15 protein-coding genes are annotated in these 18,065 nt (G+C 64.4%); 1 reads left to right on the top strand and 14 read right to left on the bottom strand.

Features of this window, described 5'->3' with window-relative positions; translation table 11 throughout:
• Position 1: 1 nt before the first annotated feature.
• From PI87_RS00835 to PI87_RS00785, 12 genes are all read right to left on the bottom strand, one after another.
• Positions 2 to 724, bottom strand: a complete 723-nt coding sequence (locus PI87_RS00835; RefSeq protein ID WP_039595789.1) for an MgtC/SapB family protein — start codon at positions 722 to 724, stop codon at positions 2 to 4.
• A 109-nt stretch (positions 725 to 833) separates the two neighbouring features.
• Positions 834 to 1,937: an SDR family oxidoreductase gene (locus PI87_RS00830; protein WP_039595788.1), complete on the bottom strand. Its 1,104-nt coding sequence runs from the start codon at positions 1,935 to 1,937 to the stop codon at positions 834 to 836.
• A gap of 282 nt (positions 1,938 to 2,219) precedes the next feature.
• The gene (locus tag PI87_RS00825; RefSeq protein WP_039595787.1) at positions 2,220 to 3,251 is read right to left on the bottom strand and encodes an XdhC family protein; all 1,032 of its coding nucleotides are present in this window, start codon (positions 3,249 to 3,251) and stop codon (positions 2,220 to 2,222) included.
• A 49-nt stretch (positions 3,252 to 3,300) separates the two neighbouring features.
• Positions 3,301 to 3,966, bottom strand: coding sequence for a CoxG family protein (locus PI87_RS00820; protein ID WP_039595786.1), 666 nt, complete (start codon positions 3,964 to 3,966; stop codon positions 3,301 to 3,303).
• Positions 3,957 to 5,156 carry a vWA domain-containing protein gene (locus tag PI87_RS00815; protein ID WP_039596413.1) on the bottom strand — a complete coding sequence of 400 codons (1,200 nt, stop codon included), beginning with the start codon at positions 5,154 to 5,156 and terminating at the stop codon, positions 3,957 to 3,959. The genes PI87_RS00820 and PI87_RS00815 overlap by 10 nt, the downstream gene beginning before the upstream one ends.
• 26 nt (positions 5,157 to 5,182) lie before the next feature.
• Positions 5,183 to 6,079, bottom strand: coding sequence for an AAA family ATPase (locus tag PI87_RS00810; protein WP_039595785.1), 897 nt, complete (start codon positions 6,077 to 6,079; stop codon positions 5,183 to 5,185).
• A 21-nt stretch (positions 6,080 to 6,100) separates the two neighbouring features.
• A complete protein-coding gene (locus tag PI87_RS00805; protein WP_039595784.1) occupies positions 6,101 to 6,907 on the bottom strand; it encodes an FAD binding domain-containing protein in 807 nt (268 codons plus the stop codon).
• 15 nt (positions 6,908 to 6,922) lie between these two features.
• Positions 6,923 to 9,301, bottom strand: a complete 2,379-nt coding sequence (locus PI87_RS00800; RefSeq protein WP_039595783.1) for a xanthine dehydrogenase family protein molybdopterin-binding subunit — start codon at positions 9,299 to 9,301, stop codon at positions 6,923 to 6,925.
• A 19-nt stretch (positions 9,302 to 9,320) separates the two neighbouring features.
• The gene (locus tag PI87_RS00795; protein ID WP_039595782.1) at positions 9,321 to 9,845 is read right to left on the bottom strand and encodes a (2Fe-2S)-binding protein; all 525 of its coding nucleotides are present in this window, start codon (positions 9,843 to 9,845) and stop codon (positions 9,321 to 9,323) included.
• Positions 9,846 to 10,208: 363 nt separating this feature from the next.
• A complete protein-coding gene (locus PI87_RS29370; RefSeq protein WP_021194451.1) occupies positions 10,209 to 10,385 on the bottom strand; it encodes a hypothetical protein in 177 nt (58 codons plus the stop codon).
• Between the two features lie 160 nt (positions 10,386 to 10,545).
• Entirely contained in the window at positions 10,546 to 11,028 is a 483-nt protein-coding gene (locus PI87_RS00790; RefSeq protein WP_039595781.1) for a CreA family protein, read from the bottom strand.
• A 35-nt stretch (positions 11,029 to 11,063) separates the two neighbouring features.
• Positions 11,064 to 12,041: a LysR family transcriptional regulator gene (locus PI87_RS00785; protein WP_039595780.1), complete on the bottom strand. Its 978-nt coding sequence runs from the start codon at positions 12,039 to 12,041 to the stop codon at positions 11,064 to 11,066.
• 64 nt (positions 12,042 to 12,105) lie between these two features.
• Here PI87_RS00785 and PI87_RS00780 point away from each other — a divergent pair, with 64 nt between their 5' ends.
• The gene (locus PI87_RS00780; protein WP_039595779.1) at positions 12,106 to 13,659 is read left to right on the top strand and encodes an MFS transporter; all 1,554 of its coding nucleotides are present in this window, start codon (positions 12,106 to 12,108) and stop codon (positions 13,657 to 13,659) included.
• 268 nt (positions 13,660 to 13,927) lie between these two features.
• Here the strand turns inward: PI87_RS00780 and PI87_RS00775 are convergent, their stop codons facing one another.
• Both PI87_RS00775 and PI87_RS00770 read right to left on the bottom strand, forming a co-directional pair.
• On the bottom strand, positions 13,928 to 16,954 hold the full coding sequence (locus PI87_RS00775) for a transglycosylase domain-containing protein (protein ID WP_039595778.1): 3,027 nt from the start codon (positions 16,952 to 16,954) through the stop codon (positions 13,928 to 13,930).
• Between the two features lie 124 nt (positions 16,955 to 17,078).
• Positions 17,079 to 17,990, bottom strand: coding sequence for a LysR family transcriptional regulator (locus PI87_RS00770; protein ID WP_039595777.1), 912 nt, complete (start codon positions 17,988 to 17,990; stop codon positions 17,079 to 17,081).
• Between the last annotated feature and the right edge of the window lie 75 nt (positions 17,991 to 18,065).

Here is an 18,065-nt window from a genome sequence, read left to right as displayed (position 1 = left end):
ATTACTCGGTCGTACTCGGGTTCCAGAACGCCTGGGCAATGTGCGGCTGCGCCTGAAGCGATGCGACGATGCGATCCAACTCGCCGGCGTTGACGGCGGTGGACATCAGCATGGCTTCGATTTCCACGTGGTCTTCACCAAACGGTTCGACCGACAGATCGCTGATCGGATAGCTGGCTTCTTCCAGCAGGCGCTCCAGATCGGCCAGGGCTTCTTTCTGGCGCTCGCTGGTCGAGATGACGCACATCGTGTACGTGACTTCGCTGGCCTGGTTGTCCAATGGCGTGCGGTTGATGCGGTTTACCACGGGGCGCAGCAGAATGTTCGAGGCCAACACAAACAACGAGATCAGCACCGCCTGGCCGATGAGGTCAGAGCCCGCCGCCGCGCCCACTGCGGCAGAGCCCCACAGCGTGGCTGCTGTGTTCAGCCCGCGCACGTTCAGCCCTTCCTTCATGATGGTGCCGGCACCCAGGAAGCCTACCCCCGAGACCACGTAGGCGATCACGCGGGTGGTGTCCGATGCGGTGCCGATCTGCGCAGCCATGTCGACGAAGGCGGCCGCTGCAACTGCCACCAGGGCGTTGGTGCGCAAGCCCGCCGTCCGCTGTCTGACCTGTCGCTCAAAGCCGATCAGCGAGCCGAGCGCAAACGCGGCGGCAAGGCTGATGAATGAATCCACCAGCGTGGCGACATTGAGATGGACGAGGGCTTGCAGCTGCATCGGCGGCTCCTTGTTATGCAGACCGGAGTCTTGCTCAGGTGCTAGATAAGGCGCCGATGGTTATAGCACGGCGCCATGACACGCCGTGCGGACCGGGTAGATCCGACGGCTACTTATAGTCCCACTGCATCTGCTCGGGAATCGGCACGGCGTCCGACGTCTCGAGGCAGCGGTCAAGGTAAGCGAGCAGGGAGCGCGGCTGGAAGCCGGTCTCCTGCACCAGTCGCGTGTTGTCAAACACGTAGCTCATGCTGGCGAACTTGGCATACAGGTGGATGCAGCGCGCGACCAGTCGCACATTGCCATCCCCCGTCATGCTCAGGAATTTACGTGCCAATGCTTTCTCGGCGATTTTTTCCTGATACACGTACCCTGCCAGCGCTTGGGCCTCTTCTTCCGGGGTCTTGCAGCGCTTGAAGCGCGGATACAGCGTTTCGATGCGCTCGGAGTTCTTGTCGCCGGCACTGATGTGGTACAGGTCGTGCGCCAGCGTCGGCTTGGTTGCCAGACGGACGATGGCTTCGGCGCAGTCATCGACCGGCAGGATGTCGACGCGATCCGACAGTTGGCAGCTGAAGGTCTCCAGCATGGCCACCATGCGCAGCATCCAGAAGATGCTGCCCGAGGGCTCGCAGCCCAGCGTGCTGTGGCCGACCACGATGGACGGCCGCACCACGACCAGCGGCAGTTCGGGCACGGCTTCGCGCAGCTTCAGCTCCGCCATCCCCTTGGAGTAGGTGTACGGCACGGCGTGCTGCTCGATCGGCGGCACATCCCAGCTCTCATGCACATGGCGATTGGCCAGTTGGCCGCACGACATGGCCGTGCCGATCTGCAGGAAGCGCTTGAGCCGTTTGCCCTGCGCCGCCAGTTTGCCCAGCGCCAGCACGCCGCCTACGTTGGTATCCCACAGCGACGGATGGTTTGAAAACGTTGCCAGCGCCGCGCAGTTGATGATGACTTCCGGATCGCCCAGCGTGGCTGCGCCGCCTTCGCGCAGGTCGAACAGGACGATCTGCGATTCGGTGATGCCGTCCAGCACGGCCTGCGGCAGTTGGAACCGGCGCAGGTTACTGCGCAGGCGCGCGAGCCCGTCCGCCGGCGTGTCGCCGCGCACGGCAAAGCGCGTATCGGCTAGCAAACCTTTGGCAGCCAGATCTGCGGCAATGGCGCCGCCCACAAAACCGGTCGCACCGGTTAGCAGAATACTCATGCGAGAAAGCTCGAAATCTTTGAAGTGCGAAGCGGGCGACCAACCCACCTGCAAACAACGTTATCGGTGCCGCAGATGCGGACGCGGAACGCTGGTGGTGCGCGCAAGCCCAGAGCGGATGCATCCGCCAGGCGCGCAGGGTGCGAGGCTCGCCGCGCCGCATGACAGGTGTGATGCGATGCGGTCAGAAACCCACGCAGAATCAGCGATTTATAAGAATGTAACCTTTCAGGCGCCTTTCGGCACGTCCTTTTGTAGACCTTTCACGCTAGAAAGTTGACCTCACCCGTGGGGCACAGCGCAGCTGGACGTGGCATTTGCCGCAATTTCGCGCGCGGCCTTGGCGCCTTCCACCTGCAGGATGGTCGGCAACGAGACGCCGTTCTTGGCCGCCGTCACCTCGGCCAGGATGGAGATGGCGATCTCCGGCGGCGTGCGGCTGCCGATATAGATGCCCACCGGGCCGTGCAGGCGGGCCAGTTCCGCCTCGGTCAGGTCGAACTCCTTCAGGCGTTCACGGCGGCTGGCGTTGTTGCGGCGGCTGCCGAGCGCGCCCACGTAGAAGGCCGGTGTCTTGAGCGCTTCCATGAGCGCCAGATCGTCGAGCTTGGGATCGTGCGTGAGGGCAACGACGGCGCAGCGCTCATCCAGCTTCATGGCCATCACCGTATCGTCGGGCATGGTGCGGACCATGGCAACGCCCGGGATATCCCATTCCTCGCTGTACTCTTCACGTGGGTCGCACACGGTCACTTGGTAGTCCAGGCCCACGGCAATCTGGCATAGGTAGCGTGAGAGCTGCCCCGCGCCAATGACGAGCATCCGGTAGCGCGGGCCGTGAATCGTCACCAGGCGTTTTTCGTCAAACTGCAGGCCATCGGTCACGGTGGCGTGCTGCAGCAGCGTCGCGCCCGTTGCCATGTCGAGCGTACGGGCGACAAGCTGGCCGGCTCCCACGGCATGCAGTAGCGCGTCAAGACCGCTGGCGGCGTTCAGCGGCTCGAGCACGAGTTGCAGCGTGCCACCGCACGGCAGGCCGAAGCGGTGGGCTTCTTCTGCGCTGATGCCGTATTTGACGGCCTCAGGTTTGACCTGCAGCAGGCCTTCGCGGCGGACGCGGTCGATGAGGTCGTCTTCAATGCAGCCGCCCGAGACCGAGCCGACCACCACACCGTCATCACGCAGCGCGAGCATGGCGCCTTCGGGCCGGGGGGATGAGCCCCAGGTTTTCACAACGGTGACGAGCAGCACGCGCCGTCCCTGTTCCAGCCAGCGCACGCTGGTTTTCAAAACTTCAAGATCGACGCTGTCCATGATGCGTTTCCTGCGCTTATTAAGCAGTATTCAATGCGGGGATGCCGGATTATGCCCCGTGGTGCAAAAACAGGTAGGCAGCCACCACGGCCACAGCGGCCACGATGATCCACGGCCACGGATTGCGAGGCTGCACGGCAGGGCTGATGATCGGCGCCGCATAGTCAGTGGGCGGCGCTCCATGCGCCCGCAGTTCGCCGGCGGCCAGATCCGGGATGGCCTGTTCAGCAGGCTTGCCGTCGAGCGCGGCTGCCTCATCCGCGGCGGGGCCGAATTCTGCCGCAAAACGCTGGAAGAACTCATCCGCCAGCTTGCGCGCAGCGCCATCAATCAAGCGTGAGCCGATCTGCGCGAGCTTGCCGCCCACCTGCGCGGTGGCGGTGTAGGACAGCCGCGTGACCGTCGGGCCTTCGGGCGAGAGTTGTACCTGCGCACTGCCCTTGCCGAAGCCGGCGGCACCGCCCTGGCCGTCGAAATGCAGGGTGTAGCTGCGCGGCGGCGTCATGTCGGTGAGTTCCATGCGTCCCTTGAAGCGCGCCTTGACGGGGCCGACTGCGGCGGTCATGGCGACCTCGTAGGCGGGATTGCTGCCCTCGCCAGCGGAGGTGATGCTCTCGCAGCCGGGGATACAACGCTGCAGCACGGCGGGATCGTTGAGCGCATCCCAGGCGGTCTGCAGTGGCACGGGCAGGAGGTGGGTCTGGGTCAGTTCCATGGTGCGGTCGGGCGGACTGGGGTGGGGCCATGCCGAGCATGCGCCAATTCCTGCTCCAGCGCAGCCAGGCTGTCGAAATGGTGCGCCGGCACCATCGCGTCGACATGCGGCAGGATGGCTCGCACGCCGCGTGCCCGGGGCTCGAAGCCGGCAAAGCGCAGCAGCGGGTTGAGCCAGACGATGCGGTGCGCGAAGCGGGCCAGACGGGCCATCTCGGCGTCGAGCAGGTCGATGTGTTCGTGGTCGAGCCCATCGGTCACGAGCAGCACGGTGGCACGGCCGGACAGCGTACGGCGCGCCCAGCGGCGGTTGAACTCGGCCAGCGCCGCGCCGATGCGCGTGCCGCCAGACCAGTCCGGCACAAGCTGCGCGATGGCTTGCACGGCGATGTCCGGATCACGCTCGCGCAGATGCAGCGACACGTTCGTCAGTCGCGTACCGAACAGGAAGGCCTGGATGCGCTCGCGCGACTGCACCAGCGCGTGGCAGTAGTACAGCACCGCGCGCGAGTAGCGGCTCATCGATCCGGAGATGTCGAGCAGGAGCACGAGCGGCGGTGTGCGGTCGACCGGCTGGCGGTATTTCCAGCCCGTCCATTCGCCACCGGCGCGCACGGCCTGGCGGGCGGTGGCGCGCAGATCTGGATGTCGCCCGCGCGAGGCCGCTTTCAGCCGGCGTGTGCGTTCCTGTGCCAGATGCACGCGCCGGCGGCGGATCATGTGCTGCAGCGTGCGCCATTCCGCCGCATTGAGTGTGTCGAAGTCACGCGTGCGCAGTGCTTCGTTTGCGGAAAACGCCAGCGGCGCAACGATGTCATGGCGTTCGCCGTCGGGCTGGGGGCCGGGTGGCAGGTTGATCGACGGCTGTGCACGTAGCGCATCGGCCAGGCGGTTGCTCCGCGCAACGGGAATGCCGCCGCGCACCTTGGGCAGCAGCAGGGCGCGCAGCTTGCCTTCCCAGTCCGGATCGCGCCAGAACACGTTGAACGCCGCATCGAACAGCGTGCGTTCGTCGGGGTGCGAGACGAGCAGGGCGGACAGGGCGGCCTTCACGTCATCACGGCGGCCGATATCGATGTGAACCATGGCTTCGATGGCATCCACCGCGCGCGAAGGTGCCAGCGGCATGCCGGCGTTGCGCAGCAAGCGCACGAAGTGCGTCACGTTGCGGGGCAGCATGGGTAGCGACATGGGCGGCGCGGCCGATGTGTCCACGGCTACTCCGGCAACGCCGGCGAGGCCAGCAATTGCTCGATGGTCGGCGCATCCACGCGGGCCAGATCGTCCTGGTACTTGAGCAGCACGCCCAGCGTGTCCTGCACCGATTGCGGGTCGAGCTCAGTCACATTCAGTGCGGCCAGCGCGCGGCACCAGTCGATGGCCTCGGCAATGCCCGGTGCCTTGAACAGATCGATGCCGCGCAAGCGGTGCACGAAATCCACGGCGCGTTGCTGCAACTTGGCGGCAGTCTCGGGCGCGCGCTGCGCCACGATCTGCAGCTCGCGTGCCTTGTCCGGATAGCCGATCCACTGATACAGGCAGCGCCGCTTGAGCGCGTCATGTACCTCGCGCGTGCGGTTGGAGGTCATGACGACCAACGGAATCACGTGTGCGCGCACGGTGCCGAACTCCGGAATCGATACCTGAAAGTCCGACAGCAGCTCCAGTAGGAACGCCTCGAACGGCTCGTCGGCGCGGTCGATCTCGTCGATCAGCAAGACGCGGGGGGTATCGGGGTGGGCGGGGTCCGGCAACAGCGCCTGCAGCAACGGGCGCTTGAGGAGAAATTCATCGCGGTAGAGCGTGTCGGCGTGGGGCTTTTCACCGGCGGCTTCTGCCAGGCGCAGCGCCATGATCTGGCGCGGGTAGTCCCACTCGTAGAGGGCGCTGGCGGTGTCGAGCCCTTCATAGCATTGCAGCCGCAGCAGCGGCGTGCCCAGCAGCCCGGCCGCCGCCTTCGCCAGCTCGGTCTTGCCGACACCGGGCTCGCCTTCCAGAAACAGCGGCCGCTGCATACGCAGCGCGAGGAACAGGGCGGTGGCCAGCTCGCGGCTGGCGAAATAACCCTGACCTTGCAGTTGCGCGATGCAGTCGTCAATGGAGTCGACCGGCATGCCGTTCCTTGGCCAATGCGCTTAATGGTGTTTCGCCAGGGCGTGCTCCACGGCGCGGGCTGTCAGCACTGGGATCAGGTGCGCCCGATACTCCGGCGAGGCATGCAGATCGCCCACCAGGTCATCGGGCGACACCACCACCTTGCGCGCCGCTTCTGCCGTGAAATTGGCCGCCAGCGCCTGCTCCAGCGGCGTACAGCGGAACACACAAGGCGCCGCGCCCGTCACCGCCACACGCACGTTGTTGCCCTTACGACTGACGAACACGCCCACCAGCGCAAAGCGCGACGCGGGGTTGCGGAATTTCACGTAGGCGGCCTGGTCCGGCACGGGAAACTGCACCTCAGTGATCAACTCGTCCGCAGCCAGTGCTGTCTCGTACATGCCGAGAAAGAAATCGTCCGCCGCAATGTTGCGCCGCTCGGTGACGACGGTGGCGTTCAGGCCCAGCACGGCCGCCGGGTAGCACGCGGCGGGGTCGTTGTTGGCGAGCGAGCCGCCCAGCGTGCCCATGGCACGCACCTGCCTGTCGCCGATACCGCCCGCAAGGTCTGCCAGCGCAGGCAACATGCGGACGATGTCTGCGTTCTCCGCCACATCCGCATGACGCGTGGCCGCACCCACGGTGATCACGCCCGGCTGCGAGCGGATGCCCGACATGCCGGGAATGCGCGTGACATCGACCAGCGTGGAGGGCTGCGCCAACCGCAGCTTCATTGCCGCCAGCAGGCTCTGGCCGCCGCCGAGGTACTTGGCGTCCGCATGCGTTTTCAGCGCGGTGACTGCGGTCTGGGCGTCGGTGGCTTTCTGGTATTCGAAGTCGTACATGGTGGGCTCCTCTACCTAGGCCTTGGCCGCTTGAATGGTTTGCCAGACACGGTGCGGTGTGGCAGGCATCTGGAGGTCTTTCACACCAAGCGGCGCCAGCGCGTCGACGATGGCGTTGATGAGCGCCGGTGGTGAGCCGATCGCCCCCGCCTCGCCGCAGCCTTTCACACCCAGCGGGTTGTGCGTGCACGGCGTGCCCTTGGCGGTTTCCACCGTGAAGCTCGGCAGATCACCCGCGCGAGCCATGGCGTAGTCCATGTAGGAGCCGGTCAGCAATTGCCCGGTCTCGTCGTACACGCAGCGCTCCAGCAGTGCCTGGCCGATGCCCTGACCAAGCCCACCATGCACCTGACCCTCGACGATCATCGGGTTGATGATGTTGCCGAAATCGTCCACGGCGACGAAGCGGTCGATGTGGACTTCACCGGTATCCGGGTCGACTTCCACTTCGCAGATGTAGGCGCCAGCCGGGTAGGTGAAGTTGGTCGGGTCGTAGAAGGCGTTTTCATCCAGCCCGGGTTCGAGCTTGTCGAGCGGATAGTTGTGCGGCACGTACGCCGTGAGAGCGACTTCGCCGAAGGTCTTGGTGCGATCGGTGCCGGCCACGCGGAAGACGCCATCCTTGAACTCGATGTCCTCAGCCGAGGCCTCCAGCAGATGCGCGGCGATCTTCTTGGCCTTGGCTTCGATCTTGTCGAGCGCCTTCATGATGGCCGAGCCACCCACGGCAATCGAGCGCGAACCATAGGTGCCCATGCCGAAGGGAATGCGCCCGGTGTCGCCGTGTACGACCTCGATGTTCTCCAGCGGCACGCCCAGGCGATCGGCCACCACTTGCGCAAAGGTGGTCTCATGGCCCTGGCCGTGGCTGTGCGAGCCGGTGAAGACGGTGACGGAGCCTGTCGGATGCACGCGGATTTCGCCGGCTTCAAACAGGCCGGCACGCGCTCCCAGCGCCCCAGCGATATTCGATGGCGCCAGCCCGCACGCCTCGATATAGCAGGAGTAACCCATGCCGCGCAGCCGGCCCTTGGCGCGCGAGGCATCGCGGCGAGCCTTAAAGCCTTTGACGTCAGCCAGTTCGATGGCGCGGTCGAGGCAGGGTTCGTAGTCGCCGGTGTCGTAGGTCAAGCCGACTGGCGTGGCATACGGGAACGTGCGGATGAAGTTGCGGCGTCGCAGTTCAGCCGGATCGATCTGCATTTCACGCGCGGCGGTTTCGACCAGCCGTTCGACCACATAGGTTGCTTCCGGCCGCCCGGCGCCGCGATACGCATCGACCGGTGCGGTATTGGTAAACACCGCCTTCACCTCGGCATAGATGGCCGGCGTCTTGTACTGCCCGGCAAGCAGCGTCGCATACAGGATGGTCGGCACGCTGCTGGCAAACGTCGACAGGTACGCGCCCATATTGGCCGTCGTATGCACACGCATGGCGAGGAAGTTGCCATGCGCATCGAGCGCCAGTTCAGCATGCGTGACATGGTCGCGGCCATGCGCGTCGGTGAGGAAAGATTCGGACCGCTCGGCCGTCCACTTGATCGGCCGGCCCACCTTCTTCGATGCCCAGGTGAGCGCCACATCTTCCGGGTACAGGAAGATCTTCGAGCCGAACCCGCCACCCACATCCGGCGCAATCACGCGGACCTTGGCTTCGGTCAGGCCCAGCACGAAGGCCGACATCAGCAGGCGTTCCACGTGTGGATTCTGATTGGCGACGTAGAGCGTGTAGCTGTCGTCCTGGCGCGAGTAGCTCGCGTTGACGGCGCGCGGCTCGATGGCGTTCGGGATCAGCCGGTTGTTGACGATATGGAGCTGCGTCACATGCGCGGCCTTGGCAAAGGCGGTATCGGTGGCGGCCTTGTCGCCGTGGCCCCAGGTGTAGCAGGTGTTGTCGGGCACCTCGTCGTGGACGGCGGAACCGGCTGTCGGCGCGGTGGCGGTGTCGACCACGGCGGGCAGCTCGTCGTATTCAACGTCGATCATCTCGACGGCATCCTTGGCGATCTTCACCGATTCGGCCACCACCAGCGCTACCTGGTCACCCACGTGGCGCACCTTGCCCTGGGCGATCACGGGGTGGGGCGGCTCCTTCATCGGCGTGCCGTCAATGCTGTGGATCAGCCAGCCGCACGGCAGGCCGTTGACCTTGTCGGTGGCCAGGTCGTCGCCCGTGAGCACGGCCAGCACGCCCGGATGGTGGCGTGCCGCATCCACGTTGATGTGCTTGATGCGGGCATGCGCGTACGGCGAGCGCAGGAACACCGCGTACGACTGATGGGCCTGGACGACATCGTCCGTGTACTGCCCGGCGCCGGTCAGGAAGCGATAGTCTTCCTTGCGTTTGACGGCCGCGCCGATCAGGTGGTTGTTGGGTTCTGCGGGAGCGTTCATGGTGGTCTCCTCGCTGGGTTCAGGCGGCGTGGGCGCGCGCGGCGGCCAGGCTTTGCAGGGAGGAGGCATCGCCTTCTTCGGCCATGGCTTCAGCCCCCTTCATCACGGCGCGCACGATGTTGTGATAACCGGTGCAGCGGCACAGGTTGCCGTCGAGTTGCTCGCGCACCATGTGTTCATCCGGATGCGGGTGTTGCGCGACCAGGGCGGTCGCCGCCATCACCATGCCGGGGGTGCAGAAGCCGCATTGCAGGCCATGGCATTCACGAAAGGCCTCCTGCATTGGGTGCAGCGCACCATCCTTGGATAACCCCTCAATGGTGGTCACCTCGGTGCCATCGGCCTGCACGGCGAGGATGTTGCACGACTTCACCGCGCGTCCGTTCATATGCACGGTGCACGCGCCGCACTGCGCGGTATCGCAGCCAACGTGCGTACCGGTCAGGCGCAGGTGCTCGCGCAGCAATTGGACCAGCAGGGTATGGGGTTCGACACTGACGGTGACAGGCGCACCGTTGACCGACAGCTTGAGGCTGATCGCCATGGGAGTCTCCTTGGGGGATGGTCGCCGTGTGTCCCGCTATGCGCCTTCCTTGCAGCGAAGATGCGCGCGGATTCTGGGTATCGGTGGTCGCGGCTTTAATCAGTTAAGCACAGGCAGTGCAGAACACAACTGCGGCGCAGTTGGGGGAGGGAGGAGGCAGGAGAGGATGCTGCGGCACGCAAGACATGCGCCGCAGAAATGACAAAGGGCCGGAATCCGGCCCTCGATTGGCACCAGGCGGTCATGACCTGGCGGGTGTGGCGGCTGCTGTGTGAAGACACAGACCGGCGCACGGTACTGCTGGTATTGCGACTACTACGCTACAGCTAGCTCGGGCACATGCCCATCGACAATAACGGCGGGTTAGGCCTTGGCGGTGCGCTGCGTGCTGAACAGGTTCGCGATTGCCGAGAAGAACTGGGCGAAGGAGAACGCGTGGCCCGACGGGCGGCGATAGTAGTAGATACCTTCGGACATCTCGCGCTCGATCAGTTCGCGTTCGAGTTGGTCGGTCAGCTTCAGGTCGTTCGTGTTTTGCATGATTGGCCTCTTAGGGAAATCCCGGTTAGGGAATACCCTCATAATACACCAGATGATGCAATGCACCATACGTAGGCTTACGTATGCACCACGACGCGTTGCTCGGCCGCCACGCTCACGTTGCGCCGCACCAATATGGTGCTGACGCCACTTCCACGCCTTATTTGACCGGAATCGGCTGGCTGGCCGGGACGGGTACCGCCGTTACGCTGTTCTTGGGGCTGCCCGAGATCACCTTGTCGGAATACACCAGGTAGACGAGCACATTGCGCTTGCGATCCACCGTGCGCACCACGTGCAGCGTCTTGAAGACGAGCGACAGGCGCTGCGTAAACATGTCGTCCTGCTGCGGCACGGGCTTCACGAAGGTGATGTCGCCGACCTGGCGGCAAGCCACGGCGGCTTCACTCACGTCTTCCGCCACGCCCAGCGTGCCCTTGATGCCGCCCGTGCGGGCACGCGATACGTAGCAGGTGACACCCTGTACGAGCGGATCGTCAAACGCCTCGATGACGATCTTGTCCGAGCCGGTGATGCGGAAATTGGTGCTGACGCTGCCGATGTCCTCAGCGCGGGAGCAGGCCGTCGTGCAAAGCGTGCCGACAGTGAGGAGCAGGGCGAGGGAGCGGGCAAATGGGCGCATTGTCGTATTGAGGTCTAGAAGAGAGCGTCTTGGGATCAGAGCAGGGATTCGGGCGGCCACGGCGGTGCGGTGTCATCCACGAAGGTGGGCCGCATGTCGGCGTGCTGGCGGGTGTGCTCGCGGGATTGCTCAATCCTGTGGTGCAGGGCGTCCATGAACACCTTCACCTTGGCCGGCATCAGGCGGCGGCCGGGGAAGACGGCGTACACGCGCATCGGCGGGGATTGGAAATCGGTCAGTACTTCTTGCAGCGCGCCCGAGGCGATCAGGTCGGTGGCAAACGCCGACGTGATGCGAGCGACACCCAAGCCGGCAATGGCCGCCTGCATGCGCAGTTCGCTGTTGGAGGTGCGCATGCGGAAATCCAGCGGCAGGTTGATGGTCTCGCCGCCGGGCGTGCGGAACTGCCATTCGGATTCGTTTGAGACACCCAGGCAGGGCCAATCGACAAGCTGATCAGGGTGTGTGAGCGGCCCCAGGCGCTCCAGCAATTGCGGGGCAACCACCACCGCACGCCGCAGATCGAACACGCGCTGAGCGACCAGGCCGGAATCGGGCAGCGGCCCGCGCGGTACGGTCAGCATGATGTCGTAGCCCTGGGCAAGCGGGTCGATCTGGCGTGGGGCCACATCCACCTCGATGCGCAGGCCGGTGTGCTCGCGCATGACTTCCAGCACGACCTCGGCGAATTGTCTGGCGGCAAACTCATAGGGCATGGCAACGCGCAAGGTGCCCGCCGGCGACTGAAACGTCGCCGCCGCGTCTTCCGACACTTCGCGCAGCCGCTGGAACAATGGGCCTGCGTCGCGCAACAGGGCTTCGCCAGCGTCGGTCAGGCGCAGGCGGCGCGTGCTACGTTCGAACAGGCGCGCGCCCAGTTTGCCCTCCAGCCGTGACACGGCGGTGCTGACCGATGACTTGGGCAACCCCAGCCGGTCGGCTGCACGCGTGAAGCTGCCGAGGGTGGCCACGGTGCAGAAAGTGTCCCAGTCGTTCCAGTCCGTCGTTCGCATGGTTGAACAATGAATTTGTGGGATGGCGGTTTCCGCCGGTTTTCAGGCAAATTACCATCCCTGCATGAACACGCCAAGCACAGACCACATGGTTTCCCCCACCCCTGCGCCTCGCCGTCAGCCTGCCGAATCGACGGTCGGCAGTCGGCTGGAATTGCGCATGGTCGGCGTGGTGATCGGGCTGGCCACGGGCGTGGACTACATGACCAACCTGATGTTCTCGATCGCCGGGCCCCATATCGAGGGTGGGGTGCTGGCGTCACAAGATGTTTACCTATGGGCTGTGACGGCCTATGCGGCGGCGGCCAGTCTGGCGATTCTGGTAATGGGGCGGCTGGCTGATCACATGACGTACCGCAAGCACACGCTGCTGTCGCTGCTGGTGTTCATTGCCGGCACGCTGATCTGCGCGGCAGCCGAGGGCGGCACGATGCTGGTCGTCGGGCGAGCGGTGCAGGGGTTTGGGGCGGGGCCGATGTTGTCTACCTCGCGCATCTTCGTGCAGCACAGCCCCGCGCACGAACGCCGCACGCTGATGAAGGGGATGATCTACGGCATCTTCGGGCTAAGTTGCGTGTCGCCCATGCTGTCAGCGGCACTGACCGAGCAGTTCGGCTGGCGCGCGATCTTCATTGCGCAGTTGCTGGTGGCCGTGGTGGTGTGTGCACTGGTGGCGGCGTTCTATCCGCACCCGAAGATGCAGGAGCGCAAGGGCGATTTTGCCTCGCTGGATTGGCCGTCGGCCATTGCGTTCGGGCTGGCGGCGCTGATTGCGCTGCATGGCTTCCAGCAGGCCCGCTTCGTCCACCCGGATGGCTCGCCTGCGCAGGTGCTGCCGATCATTGCCGTGGTGGCGTTGCTTATCTGGATCGGCATTCGCCAGACCGGTCACCCGCTGCCGTGGGTGGACCTGCGTGCCACGCTGCAGCGCCGCTTCATGGTGGGCATGGTGTTCTATGCCATCTACTACGTGTTTGCGAGCGCGTGGGGCTTTCTCTCGTCGAGCCTTGTGCAGAACGGCCTGGGCTTCCGTTATGAGACCACTGCGCAGCTCATGAGCCTGGGTGGGCTGGTGACGATCGTGCTGGGGTTCCTCAACTTTCAGCTGACCAATGTGCTGCCGCCCAAGCGGGTGCTGATTTCCATCGGCTTTGTGCTGATGGCGACGGCGCTGTTGTGGATGTCGCATGTGGCGATGCCCGGTGCGTCGGTCTCCATGCTGGTGCCGGGTTTCATGATCGAGGGCATGGTGGGGATGTTTGTGGTGATCCAGGTGGCGGGGCTGACATATGTGGATCTGCCGGCCAAGGATTTCGGCCACGCTTATCAGTTCAAGGGGATCATGCGCGCTTGGGCGCAGGCGTTTGGCACGATGGGCGCCACGTTGCTGCTGCAGCGTGGGCAGGCGCAGCATCGTACGGATCTGGTGGGGCATGTGAATGCACTCACGCCCGCTTGGCAGTGGCCGCATCCGCTGCAGGGGGTGGAGTTGATTCGCATCTCGGCGGAAATTGATCGGCAGGCGACGCTGCTAGCGGTGAATGATCTGTTTGCTTGGGGGGCGGTGGTTGCGCTGGTGTGTGCGGGGGGGATTTGGTTGCAGCGATCTCTGCGTTAGTGGTGCATCCCTTGTTTCGTCCCCTGACGGGGCCGACTTACTTTCTTTGTCTTGCCAAAGAAAGGTAAGCAAAGAAAGGCGCGCCCGAGATGGCGAAAGACTCCTTGAATTTCTGTAACCGGGCGGAGAAGGAGGCAAACTCGCTTCGCTCAGACAAGCCTCCTTCTTTTTTCCGCCCGCTTACAAAAATTCAAGGCGCCATCTAGGGCAGGGTACGGCCAAACCGTCTGGGCGCATGCGTTGGCGCCAAAGCGTATCTGGGCTGAGATCAATCGAGTTTTTGCTCGGATGCGGTGGCTTGCGGCACCTTGCAGTTGAACGCGGGGGCGGCTTCGGCCAGATCCAGGTAGCCCATCAGCGTGGGGGCCAGTACTTTGAGCACTTGCACCGTCAGGGCGCTGGTGAACTTGTACTTGGCCGCGTCCTTGCCGGCCACGTAAGCGACGACCGTGCCGAAGTAGCGATCCCCCAAGTAGAAGACGAACGCGCCGGAGCGGCTGACGACGCGTTCGGAGATGAGCCCGCCACCGCGGCTGAACGTCTTGAAGCGGTTGTCGCCGGTGCCTGTCTTGCCGCCGACCTTGACGGTTTTGCCGTCTGTGTCGACGAAGGTGCCGTCGATGCGTTTGGCGGTGCCGCCTTCCACTACGCCGGCCAGTGCGGCTTTGACGATGGCTGGAATCTCCGGCGGCAGCACACGTTCACCCGCGCTTGGGTCGCGGCATAGCAGCACTTCGTAGGGAGTGTTGGCGGCAAAGCGCAGGCGGTCGATGCGCACGCTGGGCAGGCGTACGCCGTCGTTTTCGATGATGCCCATCAGCTCGGCCAGCGCGGCGGGGCGGTCGGCCGAGGCGCCGATGGCGGTGCCATACGAAGGCACCAGTGACTCGAACGGATAGCCGAGCCGCTTCCACATCGTGTGGATGGACTGGAACGCCTCGATCTCAAGCATCTGCTTGATGCGCTTGTCCTGCGCGCCCTTGCGATGCGATTGCAGCAGCCATTTGTAGACCGCCAGCCGCTCGGTGGCGCTGTCCTGGTTGACCTGCGCGAGCGTCGCCTGCGGATGCGCGCGCAGGTAGGCCACCAGCCACAGCTCCAGCGGATGCAGCCGCGCGATGTAGCCGCGGTCCGCCAGATCGAAGCGCTGTGGCGAATAGTTGTTGTAGAGCTTGGTAAGCGTGGCGTCATCCAGCTTGGCACCGGGCAAGTAGGCGCGGATGAACGCGGCCAGCTTGTCTGGCCCGGCCTGCGGGTCGATGCTGCGGAAGATCGTGGCCAGCCGCACGGGGGTTGCGTGCGTGCTCTGTACGAGCGTGTCTTCCTGCTCCTGCGGGGTTTTGCTCCGGTATTTCGTATAGAAGCGGCCCATGAAGAGCTTGCCTTCGCGGTCAGCAAAGCGCTGCAGATAGACCTGCCGTTGAGGGGAATCCGTGTCCTCCAGCGCCTCCGCACCGGCGCTGGGCAACTGGTGCTGAAAGTAGCGCGAGATGTCGCGCATGATCCGTACGAAGACGAGGTTGACAGAGTGCTTGAGCCCCTCGCGTACGGTGAAATTCTGGGTGCCTTCCCATTTCTCGAAATTCTCGAAACTCTGCATGCCGCCGCCGGTGGCAAACCATTCGCCGGCGTTGCCAGAGTATTTGCGCTCCATTGAGGCTTCGAGCATGGCGTTCAGCGAGCGATCCTGTGCGTGGGCGAGGTAGTCAACGGCCCAGCGCTCAATCGGGTTCTGCACGGAGATATTGAGCTTGCGCAGTGCGGCGGCGGGCTGGTCTGCGTAGCGCTTGTGCAGCTCGGCCACGATTTCCAGATAGGTCACCAGCGTGCGCAGCTTGGCGGTGGAACCCAGGTCCAGCTTCACGCCTTCGTTGATGTCGAATGGTTGGTCGAAGGTATCGGCCTGCACCAGCACGCGGTTGCCGCCGGGCGCGCGTTCGTAGAGCGTGAAGCTGTAGGTGACGCCGCGTGGGTCGCCGTGTTCGAGCATCTTGTCGCCGACGAGGCCGGCAGCCTTGGCGCGCGCGGGGTCTTGCAGCTTGCGCAACTCGGTGGTGATCTCGTGTTGCAGCGGCGCGTCGAGTGTGCTGCTGGCCGTCAGGTCCAGCCTGTCGAGTGCATACATACGCGGCACACCCAGCATGCCTGCCAGGTTGACGCGCACGGCATTGGTGCCTTTGTGCTCGATGGGTGCGGCAGGTAGGCGCGCGCGCTGGGCCTGCTGCTTGAGCGATTGCGCGAGTGCCGAGTCTCGCAAGTCCGCCGGAACGACGCCCGCTGCGGCCAGGATGCGGATGTAGGCGTTCGTCAGCGATTCGAGATCGTCGAGATTCTCCTGGTAGTACGACGGGCGCCGCTGCGACACCAGCAGGCTCAGAGCCTCCTTGTACGCCAGCGCGCGGGCGGCTACCGGCGCGGTGGAATCTGCGGCCAGCAGCTTGTTGACCTCGGCAAAGTCGCGTCCGTACCAGACCCACAGTGCATCGCCAATGCCTTGGATTTCACCGAACCCGGCGCGCGCGCCCAGCGGCACGGTGTTCAGGTACGTGACAGCAAGCTGGTGGCGCGTGGCGGTCGTATCTTCGCCGTTCAGGTAGGCGCGCACGGAGGCCGAGGCCATCTGCCGCAGCTTCTCACTGGGTGAATCGGTACGGCCTTCGGGGGAGTGGCGGTACTTTTCGATTTGCGTGGCGAGCGTGCTGCCGCCGGGGGATTCGTGCTCCGAATCCGCCATGCGCAAGGCGCGGTCCCATACGGCGCGCGCCAAGCGTGTCCACTCAACGGCCGGGTTGCGCTTGGGGTACTCCGTTTGGAGCAGGGTGCGGTTCTCGATCCCGAGTAGCGAGTTGACAAGCAAAGGCGGTACGGCGTCGAAGCGGTCATAGATGCGCTCGGGATGACGCACGCGGTAGATCGGTCGGCCATCGTCATCAAGCAGTTCCAGGCCGGCCTGGTCTTTCTCTCGGTAGGGCGCATTCAGGCCGCGATCCATGAGCGAGAGCATGTCGTTTGACGGCACGGCCTGCTGGGCGACGATGTAGCCGCGTGTGTGCAGGCGATCAAGAAACGCGGAGAGCTGGTGGTAGCCGAGGCGCTCGTCGTAAGGGCCAGAGTTGGGGTAGCGCGCGGAAGCGCTGGGCCCCGGCTTGACGGGAAAGGTTTGCGACTTGCCGAGCTGGGCGAGGTAACTGGCCTGCCACGCTGAGGTCTTCAGCTCGTCGGAGACAAGCCAGGCAGCCACGGCAAGCAGCAGAAGCGGCGCAGCAATCAGAGCCAACTTGACGGGGCGGCGCATTGTTTTCCCTCGCTACGCTCCAATCGCAGGTGGATGGGCGTCTGGATTCAATCTAGCCCATGCAGCCATCGTGTCCATCCAACCGACGAACTAGCGTGTAACTTTGCGCCTCGCGTTGCAATGCTTACGACGGCCGGTAGTGCGGAATCTTCTGCTCTTCGTACAGCCGATACGTCAGGTTCAGCATGGCCTGGATGTCTTCGGACTCATCCAGCAGACGCGTGCTGAAGATAATGGGCGAGACCAATTGCGGATCGTCCAGTTCCATATAACTGACATCTTCGCGCTGCAGGCCGGCCACGCTGCGCGGCACCACCGACACGCCTTCGCCCGCCGCCACCAGCCCCAGAGCGATTTGCAATTCCCGTGCCTCGTAAATCCTGGCTGGTTCCAGCGCGCGGTCGTGGAACAGGGCGAGGACCTGGTCGGCATAGCTCGGGCGCGGCGCACGGGGGTAGATGATCAGCGTCTCGCCCACCAGATCGCGCAGCGACACCGCCGGTTTGGCGCCCAGCAGCGCATGCCCCGAGGGTAGGGCGACGATCAGCCGTTCATCGCGCAGCAGGATGCGCCGCACGTTCGGGTCTTCATAGCGGATGCGGCCGAAGCCCACGTCGATGCGGCCGTCCTTGAGCGCCTGGATCTGGTCCATGGTGGTCATCTCGTGCATCGACAGGTCGACCATTGGGTACTCCGCCCGGAAGCGCCGGATGACCTTTGGCAGCATCCCGTACAGCGTTGACGCGACAAAGCCGATCGACATGCGTCGCTCGATCTGGCCGACACGCTGTGTCATCGAGGCCAGTTCGGCTGTCTGCGCCAACAATTGGCGCGCGTGCGCGTGGAAGAAGCGCCCGGCTTCCGTCAGCTTGAGCGGGCGGCTGCCGCGCTCGAGCAGCAGCACGCCGATTTCCTCTTCCAGTTGCTGAATCTGCCGCGAGAGCGGCGGCTGGGCGATATGCAGCCGCTCGGCCGCGCGCGTGAAGTTCAGCTCTTCAGCAACGGCCACGAAGTAGCGCAGGTGGCGCAGTTCCATATCCAACCTTATAGGTATGAATCTGATACTAAATCGGTGTTGGACGCAGTAAATTGCGCTGCGTAATCTGGTTTC

The sequence above is a fragment of the Ralstonia sp. A12 genome, from assembly GCF_000801955.1.
GTDB lineage: Bacteria > Pseudomonadota > Gammaproteobacteria > Burkholderiales > Burkholderiaceae > Ralstonia.
The sequence above is the reverse complement of the archived record's forward strand: the minus strand, read 5'-3'. Positions and strand labels throughout refer to the sequence as shown.

Bases quoted from the DNA above. Each gene is read 5' to 3' on its own strand.
- PI87_RS00795 (WP_039595782.1), bottom strand. From the start codon at position 9,845: ATGGCGATCAGCCTCAAGCTGTCGGTCAACGGTGCGCCTGTCACCGTC.
- PI87_RS00830 (WP_039595788.1), bottom strand. From the start codon at position 1,937: ATGAGTATTCTGCTAACCGGTGCGACCGGTTTTGTGGGCGGCGCCATT.
- PI87_RS00835 (WP_039595789.1), bottom strand. From the start codon at position 724: ATGCAGCTGCAAGCCCTCGTCCATCTCAATGTCGCCACGCTGGTGGAT.
- PI87_RS00790 (WP_039595781.1), bottom strand. From the start codon at position 11,028: ATGCGCCCATTTGCCCGCTCCCTCGCCCTGCTCCTCACTGTCGGCACG.
- PI87_RS00810 (WP_039595785.1), bottom strand. From the start codon at position 6,079: ATGCCGGTCGACTCCATTGACGACTGCATCGCGCAACTGCAAGGTCAG.
- PI87_RS00800 (WP_039595783.1), bottom strand. From the start codon at position 9,301: ATGAACGCTCCCGCAGAACCCAACAACCACCTGATCGGCGCGGCCGTC.
- PI87_RS00780 (WP_039595779.1), top strand. From the start codon at position 12,106: ATGAACACGCCAAGCACAGACCACATGGTTTCCCCCACCCCTGCGCCT.
- PI87_RS00815 (WP_039596413.1), bottom strand. From the start codon at position 5,156: ATGTCGCTACCCATGCTGCCCCGCAACGTGACGCACTTCGTGCGCTTG.
- PI87_RS00825 (WP_039595787.1), bottom strand. From the start codon at position 3,251: ATGGACAGCGTCGATCTTGAAGTTTTGAAAACCAGCGTGCGCTGGCTG.
- PI87_RS00770 (WP_039595777.1), bottom strand. From the start codon at position 17,990: ATGGAACTGCGCCACCTGCGCTACTTCGTGGCCGTTGCTGAAGAGCTG.
- PI87_RS00785 (WP_039595780.1), bottom strand. From the start codon at position 12,041: ATGCGAACGACGGACTGGAACGACTGGGACACTTTCTGCACCGTGGCC.
- PI87_RS00805 (WP_039595784.1), bottom strand. From the start codon at position 6,907: ATGTACGACTTCGAATACCAGAAAGCCACCGACGCCCAGACCGCAGTC.
- PI87_RS29370 (WP_021194451.1), bottom strand. From the start codon at position 10,385: ATGCAAAACACGAACGACCTGAAGCTGACCGACCAACTCGAACGCGAA.
- PI87_RS00775 (WP_039595778.1), bottom strand. From the start codon at position 16,954: ATGCGCCGCCCCGTCAAGTTGGCTCTGATTGCTGCGCCGCTTCTGCTG.
- PI87_RS00820 (WP_039595786.1), bottom strand. From the start codon at position 3,966: ATGGAACTGACCCAGACCCACCTCCTGCCCGTGCCACTGCAGACCGCC.